The sequence below is a fragment of the Enterobacter sp. UPMP2061 genome (assembly GCF_053709615.1).
The window spans coordinates 222,792-237,089 of the sequence record NZ_JBSKJP010000004.1 but is presented as its reverse complement, the minus strand read 5'-3'; the positions used below and the strand labels follow the sequence as shown (position 1 = coordinate 237,089).

Here is a 14,298-nt window from a genome sequence, read left to right as displayed (position 1 = left end):
ATTAACGTTTTCCGCTGTGCAGCCAGTACGGATCCTGCGAAATGGCCTCGTTGCGGAAATGCTCGATTTCGATCTGCTGACGGGTCTCTATGGCATGCTTCAGCCCCTGCCAGTTCTCCAGCCAGGCCTGCGCCTTCACGCCCTCATACGCACCTGACAGCAGCAACATGCTGTCGATGTTACGCGCCAGGCGGGGAAGCTGATCGCCATACTGGTCGCCCAGCGGATGCGCAAAGGTGGTTCTCAGCTCGGCCGCGTGACGGGAGAGGTGGATATCCGCAAAACGTTTGAAGTTTTCCGCGATTTTGGTCTGCCCTTTCGCATCGAGGAACGTGCGCCAGCCGCGCGTCACCAGAAACTCGGTCAGCGCCAGTTTCGCGCCGGCGTTTTGCGGGCTGTAGATCGCCGTTTGTGCCGACACGTCGGAAAGCATCAGCGTTTCGGTTTGAGTGAGCAAATCACGTAAGTGAGTGCTGGCTTTACGCGGTACAATGCCGCCAAAGAGCGTCAGGGTATGACGCACCAGCCCCATAGCGGCCAGCACCTGTTTTTTGGCATTTTTCACGTTACGCGCCCACAGCTCCTCGTGGTACTGCCACTGAGAGAGCGCCAGCTCCAGCGCCGCTTCCATGCCCTGCTCAACGGAGGCTTTCGGCACAACGCGCAGAATCGGGGTTTCTCGCAGCACGCGCGGCGCATTCCCGGCGGCCAGGTGATAGCCGCGTGCCGCTTTACTCAGGCTGCCCTGACGCAGGCCAGGCTGGTTCACCAGCTTGTGCGCCAGCTTCAGCACGTCGCTCGCCTCGCCTTCCAGCAGTTCGAGTTCCAATTCGCAGATCGGCTCCTGCTCTTCACCCGCCTTAATTTCACCCCGATCAAACGCGATCTCAATGCGGCTCTTGCCTTCCGTCACCAGCCATTTTTCGCGCCAGAAATCGGTGCTGAACAGCGGTTGCGCCTCTGCCGACAGCGTTGCGGGCAGCGTTCCTTCCGGCCACACTTCCGCCGGAAAACGATCCAGCTCAAGTTCTGGCTTACTGATGTCGATATTGTATTCCGGACGCTGGTGCAAACCGCCCACCACGCGACCGGCGATTTTCATCGTCATCTCGTAGCGCCCGTTCGCACCCCGGATGCGCAGGCCCATATCGTGGTTGCGCAGCCAGTTGTCCGGCGTTTCGTAATAGATGTTGAGCAGCTGTACGGGTTCATGGTGCTCGCCGGACAGCGTATTCAGATGCTGGCGGAGCGCGTCAGCGCTGTCTTTTTCGACGATAAACTTTAATTCGATCTCTTGTGCCATAGCCTTGTACTTTTGCGTGCGTCACAGACGCGTCGATGAAGGCGAACTTCCTCGCCATTTGTTTGTCAGTACATAGTATTTTGCGCCAAATTGCCACGCAATGAGCAATTTGACGGGCGTAAAAGTTTAAAGCGGTGGAAATCATGACACAGATGATTCCGATTGATGATGAATCCTTTGCGTAGCGACACTGATACCACTACTATCGTTCCACTTTTTATGAAAATAACGACTGATATGCTTAAATTACGCCTGATTGGACTTACTTTACTCGCTTTTAGCGCCGCAACCGCGGTCCACGCTGAAGAGAAACGTTACGTTTCTGATGAACTGAATACCTGGGTACGCAGCGGCCCTGGAGACAATTATCGCCTCGTGGGTACGGTAAATGCCGGCGAGGAAGTGACTCTGCTGCAAACCAATGCAGACACCAATTACGGTCAGGTTCGTGACAGCTCTGGCCGCACCTCATGGATCCCGCTGAAAGAGCTGAGCACGGTGCCAAGCCTGCGCACCCGCGTGCCGGACCTGGAAAATCAGGTGAAAACCCTGACCGATAAGCTGAACAACATTGACGGCACCTGGAACCAGCGCACCGCAGAGATGCAGCAGAAAGTGGCGCAAAGCGACAGCGTGATCGCCGGTCTGAAAGATGAAAATCAGAAGCTGAAAAATGAGCTCATCGTCGCGCAGAAGAAAGTGAACGCCGCGAATCTACAGCTGGATGACAAACAACGCACCATCATCATGCAGTGGTTTATGTATGGCGGCGGGGTGCTTGGCGTCGGTCTGGTGCTGGGTCTGGTGCTTCCTCACCTTATCCCGAGCCGTAAACGTAAAGACCGCTGGATGAACTAACTCGTCTTCTCTGCCACACTTACGTATCATCTTGCGAAAAGAGAAAACGGGAGTGTTGGCGTGAAGAGTTATCTGGTCGGTGGTGCGGTACGTGATGCGTTATTAGGTCTGCCGGTCAAAGATAAAGACTGGGTCGTGGTCGGTGCCACGCCCGAAGCGATGATTGACGCGGGCTACCAGCAGGTAGGCCGCGATTTTCCTGTGTTCCTCCATCCGAAAAGCCGGGAAGAGTACGCCCTGGCGCGTACCGAACGGAAATCCGGTTCCGGTTATACCGGCTTCACCTGCTATGCCGCGCCGGATGTGACGCTGGAGCAGGACTTACTGCGCCGCGATCTCACCATTAATGCCCTGGCGCAGGACGAAAAAGGCCATATTATCGACGTCTACGGCGGCCAGAACGATCTGCGCGACCGTCTTTTACGCCATATTTCCCCCGCCTTTTCTGAAGATCCGTTACGCGTACTGCGCGTGGCGCGTTTTGCCGCCCGTTATGCCCATCTCAGCTTCCGCATCGCCGACGAGACGATGGCGCTGATGACGGCCATGACCGACGCGGGCGAGCTGGAACACCTGACGCCAGAACGCGTCTGGAAAGAGACCGAAAACGCCCTGACTACCCGTAATCCGCAGGTCTTTTTCCAGGTTCTGCGCGACTGCGGGGCGCTGAAAGTGCTGTTCCCGGAAATAGATGCGCTGTTTGGCGTGCCCGCCCCGGCGAAATGGCACCCGGAAATTGATACCGGCATTCACACCCTGATGACGCTGAGCATGGCCGCCATGCTCAGCCCGGAGGTGGACGTGCGCTTTTCTACCCTCTGCCATGACCTCGGCAAAGGGTTAACGCCAAAGGAGTTGTGGCCACGCCACCACGGGCACGGTCCGGCTGGCGTGAAGCTGGTTGAAGGGCTTTGCCAGCGCCTGCGCGTGCCGAATGACATTCGCGATCTGGCAAAACTGGTCGCCGAGTTTCACGACCTGATCCACACCTTCCCGATCCTGAAACCCGCCACCATCGTCAGGCTGTTTGATAACATCGACGCCTGGCGCAAACCGCAGCGCGTGGAGCAAATTGCGCTGACCAGCGAAGCCGACGTGCGCGGCCGCACCGGGTTTGAAGCGTCCGATTATCCGCAGGGACGTTTGCTGCGTGAGGCGTGGGACGTGGCGAAAGCGGTGCCAACGAAAGAGGTGGTGGAGGCAGGATTTAAAGGCCCGGCGATCCGCGAAGAGCTGACGAAGCGGCGGATTGATGCGGTTGCAGCGTGGAAGGAAAAACGTTGCCCTCAGCCGAAAGACTGAGGGCGGTCGGTCATCAGAAGAAGACCACGTACACGGCAGCCGCGACGATAAAGCGGTAGATCGCGAACGGAATAAACGAAATACGCTTAATCAGTTGCAGGAAGGTTTTGATGGCGATCAACGCCACAATAAAGGCGGTGATAAAGCCCACGGCGAACATCGGAATGTCGCCCACGGTCAGGAAGCCGATGCTTTTGTAGAGATCCAGCGCGGTGGCGCCCATCATCATCGGCACCGCCAGCAGGAACGAGAACTCAGACGCCGCGTAACGGCTCACGCCCATCAGCATCCCGCCGGAAATGGTTGCCCCTGAACGGGAGAAGCCCGGCCACAGCGCCAGACACTGGAAGCAGCCAATCATAAACGCCTGGCGATACGTCATATCGTCCAGACCTTCCGCACGCGGGGTTTTTGGCTTCAGCACTTCGGCGGCAATCAGCAGGAAGCCGCCGACAACCAGCGCGTACATCACGTTAATCGGGTTGAAGAGCGATTTAATGGTGTCGTGGAACACCAGCCCCAGCACCACCGCCGGGATCATCCCGAGCAGAATATGAATCAGCGTCAGGCGCCCTTTGCCCTCTCCTTCACGCTGCGGCAAACGCCCGAAGTGGATACCGATCAGACCAAACAGACGACGCCAGAACATCACGACCACCGCCAGGATAGAGCCCAGCTGGATCACCACCTCAAACGTCTTTGCGGTATCGCCTTCAAAGCCCAGGAGATGGCCAACGATAATCATATGGCCCGTACTGGACACCGGCAAAAACTCCGTCAATCCTTCGACCACACCCAGTATTGCCGCCACCAGCAGCGAGTGCATATCGCTCATCTATAAACCCCTAAAAAGATATAAAAAAACGGTGTCCCACGCGGACAACCGTGAAAGATACAGCTTTAAGACCGATATAACCTAAAATGGTTTAGCTATTATGACGTTAAATCTTTCCTTTCAGATTTGTGCCACGCTCGATAATCACGCCCACATTGGCGGCGCGCGCCACCGCTCCCGGCTTGCTTAGCTTAATGCGCACCCATGGGGAGTTAAATTTGCTCAGCAGCAGGTCTGCTACCTCTTCCGCCACGCGTTCTACCAGCGCAAAACGTTGCCCTTCAACATGGGCGATGACCGTTTCACTGATGTCGGCGTAGCTCAGACAGTCATTCACATCATCGCTTTTTGCTGACTTGCGGTTGTCCCAGCCCATTTCGATATCGAACACCAGTTTCTGCTCGATGGTCTGTTCCCAGTCGTAAACACCAATTGTGGTGATTACCGAAAGTTGCTCTATAAATACAATATCCATCACGACCTGCCTGCTTTTTGGCTAAACCGGATACCACTTCCGGCGAATTATGCGTATTATCCACAGATGCTGAGAATACAGATACATTTTCAAAACGGAACAGCGTTATGAGTGCAATCGCGCCTGGAATCATTATCCTCGCCTACCTTTGCGGCTCAATCTCCAGCGCCATTCTGGTCTGCCGCATCGCCGGGTTGCCTGACCCGCGTGAAAGTGGTTCCGGGAATCCGGGGGCGACCAATGTACTACGAATTGGCGGCAAGGGAGCAGCCGTAGCGGTTTTGATTTTTGATGTTCTGAAAGGAATGCTTCCCGTCTGGGGCGCGTATGCGCTCGGCGTCACACCCTTCTGGCTGGGGCTGATTGCCATCGCCGCCTGCGTCGGCCACATCTGGCCCGTTTTCTTTGGTTTTAAAGGCGGTAAAGGCGTTGCCACCGCGTTTGGCGCGATTGCGCCGATCGGCTGGGATCTCACCGGCGTGATGGCGGGCACCTGGCTGCTGACCATCCTGCTGAGCGGTTATTCGTCGCTGGGCGCCATCGTCAGCGCACTGATCGCCCCGTTTTATGTCTGGTGGTTTAAACCGCAGTTTACCTTCCCGGTGTCGATGCTCTCGTGTCTGATCCTGTTGCGCCACCACGACAACATTCAGCGCCTGTGGCGGCGTAAGGAAACGAAGATCTGGACGAAGCTCAGGCGTAAAAAGAAAGACGCTCAGTAAACCGTTCGTTATGCCTTATAACCAAATGTGATTTTTGTCACCTTCTGCCTGTGGTAACTGTTAGAGACACAACACAACCACACAAAAAGAAAATGGCAGAAATCACAGATTCAACTCCCCTTCCAACGGCAGGAAATACCCCGGATGGCGACATCAAGTGGGTGCGTAGCGCATCGGACGTTTCACGTCTCGTTAATGACGGCTCTCAGGGCCGGGCCAATGCCCGCATCGTGATCGGTATCGCACTCGGGGGAATTTTCCTCGATGCCTACGATCTCGGCGCGCTGGCATTCGGCATCAAAGACATCACCCGCGAATTTAACCTGACGCCCGCCGGTACCGGCATGGTGGCCTCGGCGATTACCTTTGGCGCGATTGTCGGGGCGCTGCTCGGCGGCTATCTTACGGATAAAATCGGGCGCTACCGCGTCTTTATGGCCGACATGGTGTTCTTTGTCGTTGCCGCTATCGCCTGTGCGCTGGCCCCTAACGAATATGTGCTGGCGGGCGCGCGCTTTGTGATGGGTCTTGGCGTTGGGATCGACCTTCCCGTCGCGATGGCGTTTCTCAGCGAGTTCGCCAGGCTGAAAGGCCCGGGGAATAAAGCCTCCAGCGTCGCAATGTGGTGCCCCACCTGGTACGCGGCCATCAGCATCTCTTATCTTCTGGTGCTCTTCTTTTACGCCGTGCTGCCGGAAAGCCACAGCGACTGGCTCTGGCGTCTGATCCTTGGCTTTGGCGCGGTGCCCGCGCTGGTGATTATCGCCATCCGCAGCCGCTATATGAGCGAATCCCCGGTCTGGGCGGCGAATCAGGGCAATCTGAAGGAGGCGGCGTCCATCCTGCGGCAGTCTTACAATATTAATGCCCACGTACCGCAGGATGCGCTCGACCAGCCCGCGCCTGTCGTGAACAAGGCAAAATGGTCGAACTACCTGAACCTGTTCCGCGGTATCTATCTGCGGCGTACCACGCTCGCCACGCTGCTGTCAGTGGTCTCCTCGTTCGCCTATAACGCCGTAGCCTTTGGCCTGCCGGTGATCATCTCCAGCTTCTTTGTGCAGTCGATGCTGACCACCATTCTGATCTCGCTGGCGCTTAACCTGCTGTTCGCATTTGTCGGCGGGCTGCTGGCGGTGCGCTATGTTCCGCGCTTCGGCGCATGGCGGATGTCTCTGGCGGGTTATGCGTGCCAGCTTGCGGCACTGCTCGGCCTGGCGTTGATTGGCCGGCCTGACGGGGCCACGGAAGGCGTGTTCGCCGTCGCGATGCTGGCGCTGTTCCTGTTTGGTCAGGGTTTTGGTCCAGGTGCGCATACCATGACGTTTGCCTCCCTGAGCTACCCGACCTCGCTGCGCGGCGTGGGCGTGGGGCTTAACCAGACGCTGATGCGCAGCAGTTCAACGCTGTCACTGTTTCTGTTCCCGCTGCTGGTCGCCTCGCTGGATACCGCCGTGTTCTGGGTGATTGCGCTGGCGCCGTTTATCGGTCTGGCGTCGCTGCTGGCGATCCGCTGGGAGCCGTCGGGGTATGATGTGGATGCAGAGGATTATCGGTAGCCTTTCTTGCCGGGTGGCGCTGCGCTTACCCGGCCTACATTACTGAAACCGGCTCACATGAGCCGTTTTTTTATCCATAAGCGACTCATATGACAGCCTTCATTTCCGCCAGGGCATACTGAAACGTACCCCGATAGTGTGGAAATGGAAGCACCATGTTAGCAACTCAGGTCACTGATAATTCATACAAAGGCTGGCAGGCCTCGCTTGCCCTCCAGTTTTGTCATACCCCTGAGAAAACCCTCCTCCATTCCGCGCGTCACAGCGGGCCGCTCACCGTTCAGCGTCCGTTTTATCCCGAAGGGGAAACCTGCCACCTTTACCTGCTGCACCCGCCAGGCGGAATTGTGGGCGGAGATACGCTGGATATTTCCGTGCGGCTCGACGCCAAAAGCCATGCCCTCATCACCATGCCCGGCGCCAGTAAGTTCTATCGCAGCAACGGCCCGCTGGCCTGCCTCAGTCAGCATTTTTACCTCGACGAAGAGGCCACGCTGGAGTGGCTGCCGCAGGACACCATTATTTTCCCCGGCGCTAACGCCGCGCTGCGTTCCGTCTTTCACCTGCACGCCACCAGCACGCTGCTGGCGTGGGAGCTGTACTGTCTGGGCCGTCCGGTGATAAACGAAACCTTCAGCCACGGCACGCTGGAGAACCGCCTTGAGGTGTGGGTGGATGGCGAGCCGCGTCTGATTGAGCGACTGCATCTCAGCGGTGGCGATCTGACGCCCGTCGCGGACCATCCGTGGGTCGGCACGCTGCTGTTCTATCCGGCCCGGGAAGCACTTCTCGACGCGGTGCGTGCGCTTCTCGCCCCGCTGGAAAACGTTGGCGGGGCGACGCTCACCGACGATCTGCTGTCGGTGCGTTTTCTCTCCCACGACAACCTGATTTGTCAGCGGGTGATGCGCGATATCTGGCAGTCGCTTCGCCCGCTTTTAACTCCCAAAACCGCCTGTTCGCCGCGCATCTGGCAGACATAAGAGAAACGCTATGGAACTGACTCCCAGAGAAAAAGACAAGCTGTTGCTGTTCACCGCCGCGCTGGTTGCCGAACGCCGCCTCGCGCGCGGGGTAAAGCTCAACTACCCGGAATCGGTCGCGCTGATCAGCGCCTTTATTATGGAAGGCGCGCGCGATGGCGAAACCGTCGCCTCGCTGATGGAAGCCGGCCGCCACGTCCTGACGCGCGATCAGGTGATGGAAGGCGTGCCGGAGATGATCCCGGATATCCAGGTGGAAGCCACCTTTCCGGACGGATCCAAGCTCGTCACCGTCCACAACCCGATCGTGTAAGGAGCGCGTGATGATCCCAGGCGAATACCGGATCCAGTCCGGAAACATTGCTCTCAACGTCGGGCGCGAAACCCGAAGTGTGATCGTGGAAAACCACGGCGACAGGCCGATCCAGGTCGGATCGCACTACCACTTTTACGAGGTCAACCCGGCGCTGAAGTTCGATCGCGAAGCCACCCGAGGTTACCGGCTGAACATCCCGGCCGGCACTGCCGTGCGCTTCGAGCCCGGCCAGAAGCGGGAAGTGACGCTGGTGCAGGTGACGGGCGCACAGCGCATTTTCGGCTTTCGCGGCGAGGTCATGGGCGAGGTGAAACATGGCTGAGATTTCACGCCAGGCGTATGCCGATATGTTCGGCCCCACTACCGGGGATAAAGTGCGGCTGGCCGACAGCGAGCTGTGGATCGAAGTGGAAGACGATCTCACGATCTACGGCGAAGAGGTTAAATTCGGCGGCGGAAAAGTGATCCGCGACGGTATGGGACAGGGGCAGATGACCGCCGACGACTGCGTGGATCTGGTGCTCACCAACGCGCTAATCGTCGATCACTGGGGGATCGTGAAAGCGGATATCGGCGTAAAAGATGGGCGGATCTTCGCCATCGGCAAAGCCGGAAACCCGGACATTCAGCCCGGCGTGACGATCCCGATTGGCGCGGCAACGGAGGTGATCGCCGCCGAAGGGAGGATTGTCACCGCCGGCGGGATCGACACCCACATCCACTGGATCTGTCCGCAGCAGGCGGAAGAGGCGCTGGTGTCTGGCGTCACCACCATGATCGGCGGCGGCACCGGGCCTGCGGCAGGCACAAACGCCACCACCTGCACATCGGGGCCGTGGTATATCGCCCGCATGTTGCAGGCAGCCGATACGCTACCGGTGAATATTGGCCTGCTGGGTAAAGGGAACGGCTCCAACCCGGACGCGCTGCGCGAGCAGATCGCGGCAGGTGCCATCGGGCTTAAGATCCACGAAGACTGGGGCGCGACGCCTGCGGCCATCAACTGTTCGCTGGAGGTCGCTGAAGAGATGGATATTCAGGTGGCGCTGCACAGCGACACGCTGAACGAGTCCGGTTTTGTCGAAGACACGCTGGCCGCCATCGCCGGGCGCACCATCCACACCTTCCACACCGAAGGGGCGGGCGGCGGCCATGCGCCGGATATCATCACCGCCTGCGCGCACCCGAATATTCTGCCCTCCTCCACCAACCCGACGCTGCCCTACACGGTCAACACCATCGACGAGCACCTGGACATGCTGATGGTTTGCCATCACCTCGACCCGGATATCGCCGAGGACGTGGCGTTTGCCGAATCCCGCATTCGCCGGGAGACCATCGCCGCCGAAGACGTGCTGCACGATATCGGCGCGTTCTCGCTCACCTCGTCAGATTCACAGGCAATGGGCCGCGTGGGGGAAGTGATTATCCGCACCTGGCAGGTGGCGCACCGCATGAAGGTGCAGCGCGGCGCACTGCCGGAAGAGACCGGCGATAACGATAACTTCCGCGTGAAGCGCTATGTCGCCAAATACACCATCAACCCGGCGCTGACCCACGGCATCGCCCATGAGGTCGGTTCTATTGAGGCGGGCAAGCTGGCGGATCTGGTGGTCTGGTCCCCCGCCTTCTTTGGCGTCAAACCCGCCACCATCGTCAAAGGCGGGATGATCGCCTGCGCGCCGATGGGCGACATCAACGCCTCGATCCCCACGCCGCAGCCGGTACATTACCGCCCGATGTTTGGTGCCCTTGGTGCCGCACGCCACGCCACGCGGCTGACGTTTGTCTCTCAGGCTGCTGATGCCAGCGGCATTCCGCAACGGCTCGGACTGCAAAGCGCCACCGCGGTGGTGAGAGGCTGCCGGTCGGTGAAAAAGGCCGACATGATCCACAACGATTTACAGCCGAATATCACCGTTGACGCGCAAACCTATGAGGTACGCGTCGACGGCGAATTGATCACCAGCGAACCGGCAGAGGTTTTGCCGATGGCGCAACGCTATTTTCTGTTTTGAGGAGTCATGATGATCTATTTAACCCAACGCCTGGACCATGCGCATCCGATTACCGCCAGCGTCACGCTACCGATTGATGTGCGGGTAAAAAGCCGCGCCCGCGTGGCGCTGAACGACGGCCGCGAAGCCGGGCTAATGCTGCCGCGCGGCCTGCTGCTGCGCGGGGGCGACCTGCTGACTACCGACGATGGCAGCGAGGTGATCGAAGTGATCGCCGCCCCGGAGTCGGTTTCCGTGGTGCGCTGCGCCGACCCGTTCCTGCTCGCCCGCGCCTGTTATCACCTGGGCAATCGTCACGTACCGCTGCAAATAATGCCTGGCGAACTGCGCTACCACCACGACCACGTCCTCGACGATATGCTGCGTCAGTTCGGGCTGGAGGTGACCTTCGCCAGCCTGCCATTTGAACCGGAAGCGGGCGCTTACACCAGCGATGCCCACAGCCATAGCCACTCTCACGCTCATTCACATTAAGGACTCATCATGCGCAAGTACTTACCGCTGTTACTGCTGGCTTTTTCCGTTCCCGCGCTCGCCCATCCCGGCCACGGGACCGACAGCTTCCAGGCCGGATTTCTCCATCCGCTGACCGGGCTGGATCACCTGCTGATGCTGACGGGGGCTGGCGTGCTCTCCGCCCTGAGCGGCCGCAAGCTGCTGTTGCCGTTAGCGACGCTCGGCATGATGCTTGCTGGTGCCGTTGCGGGCAGCCTGCTCGGCGGCTTTAGCGGCATGGAGATGCTGATTATCGCCTCGCTGGCGGTCTGCGGCGTGATGATGTTTAAGACTGAAAATCGCCTGCTGCTGGCGGTGCCAGCCCTGGCGATGTTCCACGGCTGGGCGCACGGCGTGGAGATGTCCGGCCACAGCTTCTGGCTCTTCACCAGCGGGTTTATGTTAGCCAGCGCCACGGTGCTGTGTGCCAGCTTCGCGGCAGGGCTGCTGCTGCGCCGTCACGACGGCCTGCGTAAAACCTTCGGTGGCGGGCTGATCGTCTCCGCCCTGCTGGCGCTGATGAGCTGATGGAGCACGCCCGCCAGCGGCTGCGCCTGATGCAGCTCTCCAGCAGTAGCCTGCCGGTCGGATCGTTTACCTGGTCGCAGGGGCTGGAGTGGGCTGTCGAGGCCGGGTGGGTCACGGACGCTGAGGCCTTCAGGCGCTGGCAGATCCAGCAGATGGAGCAGAGCTTTTTCTGCGTCGACCTGCCGCTGTTTATCCGCCTGTATTGTGCCTGCGAGAAGCAGGACGTCGCGGCAGTAAAACGCTGGACGGCATACCTGCTCGCCTGTCGGGAAACGCGCGAGCTGCGCGATGAAGAACGCAACCGTGGGGCGGCCTTTACGCGCCTGATTAAAAGCTGGGAACCCGCCTGCCCGCCAGAATGGCTGCCGCTGTTGATGCGAAGCCAGCTCGGCGGCATGGCGTGGCTCGGCGTGCGCTGGGGCATTAGCGCGCGCGAGCTGGCGCTGAGCCTCGGCTACAGCTGGATTGAGAGCGCGGTGATGGCGGGCGTCAAGCTGGTACCGTTTGGGCAGCAGGCCGCACAACAGCTGATTATCGACCTGAGCGACCATTTTGCCGCCGGGTTTGAACAGGCATTTTTACGTGGCGACGACGCGCTGGGGGCCGCTACGCCGCTGTCGGCCATCGCCTCCGCGCGCCATGAAACCCAATATTCACGACTATTCCGTTCCTGAGGAGTCAACATGGCTGATTACAAACATCCCCTGCGCGTTGGCGTGGGCGGCCCGGTAGGGTCGGGCAAAACCGCCCTGCTGGAAGCGCTCTGCAAGGCGATGCGCGACACCTATCACCTGGCGGTGGTGACCAACGATATCTACACCAAAGAGGATCAGCGCATCCTGACCGAGGCGGGTGCGCTGGAGCCAGAGCGCATCGTGGGGGTGGAAACGGGCGGCTGCCCGCATACCGCCATCCGCGAAGATGCCTCAATGAACCTGGCGGCGGTGGAAGCGTTGAGCGAGAAGTTCGGCAATCTGGATCTGATCTTCGTGGAAAGCGGCGGGGATAACCTGAGCGCGACCTTCAGCCCGGAGCTGGCGGACCTCACCATCTACGTCATCGACGTGGCCGAAGGGGAAAAAATCCCGCGCAAGGGCGGGCCGGGGATCACTAAATCCGATTTTCTGGTGATCAACAAAACCGACCTCGCGCCGTACGTGGGAGCGTCGCTGGAGGTCATGGAACGCGACACTAACCGCATGCGCGGCGAGCGTCCGTGGACCTTTACCAACCTGAAAGCGGGTGACGGTTTAGCGACGATTATTGCGTTTCTGGAAGAGAAAGGAATGTTGCGGGTGTAGAGCCATGATCCCCTCTCCCTGTGGGAGAGGGTTAGGGTGAGGGTTACGCCTCCGGCAGCTCCGCCAGCGGCCAGCGCGGACGCACAGACACGCTCAGGTCAGCCGTTGCGCCGGCGTTCAGACGCACCATCCCGGCGTAGGCGATCATCGCCCCGTTATCGGTACAGAACTCCGGACGCGCATAGAACACTTCCCCGCGACGCTTTTGCATCATCTCAGCAAGCTTCGCGCGCAGCGTGCGGTTAGCGCTGACGCCACCGGCCATCACCAGGCGCTTAAAGCCGGTCTGATCCAGCGCGCGCTTGCACTTGATCATCAGCGTATCCACCACCGCGTCTTCGAACGCACGGGCGATATCGGCACGGGTCTGCTCACTGTCGTCATTATTGCGGATAGTATTGGCCGCAAAAGTTTTCAGGCCAGAGAAGCTGAAATCCAGCCCCGGACGGTCGGTCATCGGCCGCGGGAAGACAAAGCGCCCTTCCGTTCCCTGCGACGCCATTTTCGACAGCATCGGGCCACCCGGGTAATCCAGCCCCAGCAGCTTGGCGGTTTTATCGAAGGCTTCACCGGCAGCATCGTCGATCGACTCGCCCAGCAGCGCGTACTTGCCAATGCCCGTTACGCTAATCAGCTGGGTATGCCCACCGGAAACCAGCAGCGCCACAAACGGGAACTCTGGCGGATTGTCTTCCAGCATCGGCGCCAGAAGGTGCCCTTCCATATGGTGAACCGGAATGGCCGGAACATCCCACGCGAAGGCCAGCGAACGCCCTACCGTTGCGCCGACCAGCAGCGCGCCGACCAGGCCCGGCCCTGCGGTATAGGCCACGGCATCAATATCTTTTGCACTCAACCCGGCCTCTTTAAGCGCCGCCTGAATCAGGGGAACCGTTTTACGCACGTGGTCACGAGAGGCCAGTTCAGGCACGACGCCGCCGTAGTCAGCGTGCAATTTCACCTGACTATACAGCTGGTTGGCCAGAAGCCCTTTTTCGTCGTCGTAAATCGCGATGCCGGTTTCATCGCAGGATGTTTCAATACCCAGTACACGCATGACTTGTTTTACCTCGTTTCAATACCGCGCAGTGTAGAGCCTGGGCGGATTGTTGTAAAACTTTGTTCGCCCCAGGAAGAAGCCTCGTGTATACTCCTCACCCTTATTAAAGTCCCTTTCAAAATCGCATCGGTGCTTTACAAAGCAGCAGCATTTGCAGTAAAATTCCGCACCATTTTGAAATAAGCTGGCGTTGATGCCAGCGGCAAACCGAATTTATTAAAGGTGAGAGTTACATGCCGGTAATTAAAGTACGTGAAAACGAGCCGTTCGACGTAGCACTGCGTCGCTTCAAACGTTCATGCGAGAAAGCAGGTGTTCTGGCTGAAGTTCGTCGTCGTGAGTTTTATGAAAAACCAACGACCGAACGTAAGCGCGCTAAAGCTTCCGCTGTGAAACGTCACGCGAAGAAACTGGCTCGCGAAAACGCACGCCGTACTCGTCTGTACTAATCTGTTGAGGGCCACAGCCCTCAATTGACAGACAGAGTTGTAGTCGTAAGGCCGTGCTTCCGGAAGGAATGCGCGGCTTGTTTTCGTTTATAAG

General features: G+C 59.0%; 17 protein-coding genes. 13 read left to right on the top strand and 4 right to left on the bottom strand.

Annotated elements, in window-relative coordinates:
• Position 1 precedes the first annotated feature (1 nt).
• Positions 2-1,303 carry a CYTH domain-containing protein gene (locus ACWKXX_RS11750; RefSeq protein WP_017384034.1) on the bottom strand — a complete coding sequence of 434 codons (1,302 nt, stop codon included), beginning with the start codon at positions 1,301-1,303 and terminating at the stop codon, positions 2-4.
• A gap of 237 nt (positions 1,304-1,540) precedes the next feature.
• Between ACWKXX_RS11750 and ACWKXX_RS11745 the strand changes: the two genes are divergently transcribed.
• Both ACWKXX_RS11745 and ACWKXX_RS11740 read left to right on the top strand, forming a co-directional pair.
• Positions 1,541-2,161, top strand: a complete 621-nt coding sequence (locus ACWKXX_RS11745; protein ID WP_001303390.1) for a TIGR04211 family SH3 domain-containing protein — start codon at positions 1,541-1,543, stop codon at positions 2,159-2,161.
• Between the two features lie 60 nt (positions 2,162-2,221).
• Positions 2,222-3,463 carry a multifunctional CCA addition/repair protein gene (locus tag ACWKXX_RS11740; RefSeq protein WP_017384033.1) on the top strand — a complete coding sequence of 414 codons (1,242 nt, stop codon included), beginning with the start codon at positions 2,222-2,224 and terminating at the stop codon, positions 3,461-3,463.
• A gap of 13 nt (positions 3,464-3,476) precedes the next feature.
• Here the strand turns inward: ACWKXX_RS11740 and bacA are convergent, their stop codons facing one another.
• On the bottom strand, positions 3,477-4,298 hold the full coding sequence (gene bacA, locus ACWKXX_RS11735; protein ID WP_003862545.1) for an undecaprenyl-diphosphate phosphatase: 822 nt from the start codon (positions 4,296-4,298) through the stop codon (positions 3,477-3,479).
• A 106-nt stretch (positions 4,299-4,404) separates the two neighbouring features.
• Positions 4,405-4,773, bottom strand: a complete 369-nt coding sequence (gene folB, locus ACWKXX_RS11730; protein WP_015571902.1) for a bifunctional dihydroneopterin aldolase/7,8-dihydroneopterin epimerase — start codon at positions 4,771-4,773, stop codon at positions 4,405-4,407.
• Positions 4,774-4,880: 107 nt separating this feature from the next.
• On the opposite strand from folB, the gene plsY reads away from it, so the two are divergent.
• From plsY to ureG, 10 genes are all read left to right on the top strand, one after another.
• Positions 4,881-5,495, top strand: coding sequence for a glycerol-3-phosphate 1-O-acyltransferase PlsY (gene plsY / locus ACWKXX_RS11725; RefSeq protein ID WP_261665985.1), 615 nt, complete (start codon positions 4,881-4,883; stop codon positions 5,493-5,495).
• A 92-nt stretch (positions 5,496-5,587) separates the two neighbouring features.
• Complete coding sequence (locus ACWKXX_RS11720; RefSeq protein WP_063136560.1) at positions 5,588-7,054, top strand: MFS transporter; 1,467 nt, start codon at positions 5,588-5,590, stop codon at positions 7,052-7,054.
• Between the two features lie 155 nt (positions 7,055-7,209).
• Positions 7,210-8,037 (top strand): urease accessory protein UreD, encoded by an 828-nt coding sequence (locus ACWKXX_RS11715; RefSeq protein ID WP_032619000.1) that lies wholly within the window; start codon positions 7,210-7,212, stop codon positions 8,035-8,037.
• A 10-nt stretch (positions 8,038-8,047) separates the two neighbouring features.
• Positions 8,048-8,350, top strand: a complete 303-nt coding sequence (locus ACWKXX_RS11710; RefSeq protein WP_003862556.1) for an urease subunit gamma — start codon at positions 8,048-8,050, stop codon at positions 8,348-8,350.
• A 10-nt stretch (positions 8,351-8,360) separates the two neighbouring features.
• Positions 8,361-8,675 carry an urease subunit beta gene (locus tag ACWKXX_RS11705; RefSeq protein ID WP_015571906.1) on the top strand — a complete coding sequence of 105 codons (315 nt, stop codon included), beginning with the start codon at positions 8,361-8,363 and terminating at the stop codon, positions 8,673-8,675.
• On the top strand, positions 8,668-10,371 hold the full coding sequence (gene ureC / locus ACWKXX_RS11700; protein WP_261665984.1) for an urease subunit alpha: 1,704 nt from the start codon (positions 8,668-8,670) through the stop codon (positions 10,369-10,371). The genes ACWKXX_RS11705 and ureC overlap by 8 nt, the downstream gene beginning before the upstream one ends.
• Before the next feature lie 9 nt (positions 10,372-10,380).
• Positions 10,381-10,845 carry an urease accessory protein UreE gene (gene ureE / locus ACWKXX_RS11695; protein WP_017384028.1) on the top strand — a complete coding sequence of 155 codons (465 nt, stop codon included), beginning with the start codon at positions 10,381-10,383 and terminating at the stop codon, positions 10,843-10,845.
• Positions 10,846-10,854: 9 nt separating this feature from the next.
• A complete protein-coding gene (locus tag ACWKXX_RS11690) occupies positions 10,855-11,394 on the top strand; it encodes a HupE/UreJ family protein (protein WP_015571909.1) in 540 nt (179 codons plus the stop codon).
• Positions 11,394-12,068 carry an urease accessory protein UreF gene (locus ACWKXX_RS11685; RefSeq protein WP_063150860.1) on the top strand — a complete coding sequence of 225 codons (675 nt, stop codon included), beginning with the start codon at positions 11,394-11,396 and terminating at the stop codon, positions 12,066-12,068. Before ACWKXX_RS11690 ends, ACWKXX_RS11685 begins: the two co-directional genes overlap by 1 nt.
• Before the next feature lie 9 nt (positions 12,069-12,077).
• Positions 12,078-12,695, top strand: coding sequence for an urease accessory protein UreG (gene ureG / locus ACWKXX_RS11680; protein ID WP_014071813.1), 618 nt, complete (start codon positions 12,078-12,080; stop codon positions 12,693-12,695).
• A gap of 43 nt (positions 12,696-12,738) precedes the next feature.
• Here ureG and tsaD read toward each other — a convergent pair whose 3' ends face one another.
• On the bottom strand, positions 12,739-13,752 hold the full coding sequence (gene tsaD, locus ACWKXX_RS11675) for a tRNA (adenosine(37)-N6)-threonylcarbamoyltransferase complex transferase subunit TsaD (RefSeq protein ID WP_015571911.1): 1,014 nt from the start codon (positions 13,750-13,752) through the stop codon (positions 12,739-12,741).
• Positions 13,753-13,988: 236 nt separating this feature from the next.
• Here tsaD and rpsU point away from each other — a divergent pair, with 236 nt between their 5' ends.
• A complete protein-coding gene (gene rpsU / locus ACWKXX_RS11670) occupies positions 13,989-14,204 on the top strand; it encodes a 30S ribosomal protein S21 (RefSeq protein WP_001144069.1) in 216 nt (71 codons plus the stop codon).
• Positions 14,205-14,298: the final 94 nt, after the last annotated feature.

Coding starts and splice junctions, on each gene's coding strand:
- ACWKXX_RS11750 (WP_017384034.1), bottom strand. CDS start 1,303: ATGGCACAAGAGATCGAATTAAAGTTTATCGTCGAAAAAGACAGCGCT.
- ACWKXX_RS11745 (WP_001303390.1), top strand. CDS start 1,541: ATGCTTAAATTACGCCTGATTGGACTTACTTTACTCGCTTTTAGCGCC.
- bacA (WP_003862545.1), bottom strand. CDS start 4,298: ATGAGCGATATGCACTCGCTGCTGGTGGCGGCAATACTGGGTGTGGTC.
- folB (WP_015571902.1), bottom strand. CDS start 4,773: ATGGATATTGTATTTATAGAGCAACTTTCGGTAATCACCACAATTGGT.
- plsY (WP_261665985.1), top strand. CDS start 4,881: ATGAGTGCAATCGCGCCTGGAATCATTATCCTCGCCTACCTTTGCGGC.
- ACWKXX_RS11720 (WP_063136560.1), top strand. CDS start 5,588: ATGGCAGAAATCACAGATTCAACTCCCCTTCCAACGGCAGGAAATACC.
- ACWKXX_RS11715 (WP_032619000.1), top strand. CDS start 7,210: ATGTTAGCAACTCAGGTCACTGATAATTCATACAAAGGCTGGCAGGCC.
- ACWKXX_RS11710 (WP_003862556.1), top strand. CDS start 8,048: ATGGAACTGACTCCCAGAGAAAAAGACAAGCTGTTGCTGTTCACCGCC.
- ACWKXX_RS11705 (WP_015571906.1), top strand. CDS start 8,361: ATGATCCCAGGCGAATACCGGATCCAGTCCGGAAACATTGCTCTCAAC.
- ureC (WP_261665984.1), top strand. CDS start 8,668: ATGGCTGAGATTTCACGCCAGGCGTATGCCGATATGTTCGGCCCCACT.
- ureE (WP_017384028.1), top strand. CDS start 10,381: ATGATCTATTTAACCCAACGCCTGGACCATGCGCATCCGATTACCGCC.
- ACWKXX_RS11690 (WP_015571909.1), top strand. CDS start 10,855: ATGCGCAAGTACTTACCGCTGTTACTGCTGGCTTTTTCCGTTCCCGCG.
- ACWKXX_RS11685 (WP_063150860.1), top strand. CDS start 11,394: ATGGAGCACGCCCGCCAGCGGCTGCGCCTGATGCAGCTCTCCAGCAGT.
- ureG (WP_014071813.1), top strand. CDS start 12,078: ATGGCTGATTACAAACATCCCCTGCGCGTTGGCGTGGGCGGCCCGGTA.
- tsaD (WP_015571911.1), bottom strand. CDS start 13,752: ATGCGTGTACTGGGTATTGAAACATCCTGCGATGAAACCGGCATCGCG.
- rpsU (WP_001144069.1), top strand. CDS start 13,989: ATGCCGGTAATTAAAGTACGTGAAAACGAGCCGTTCGACGTAGCACTG.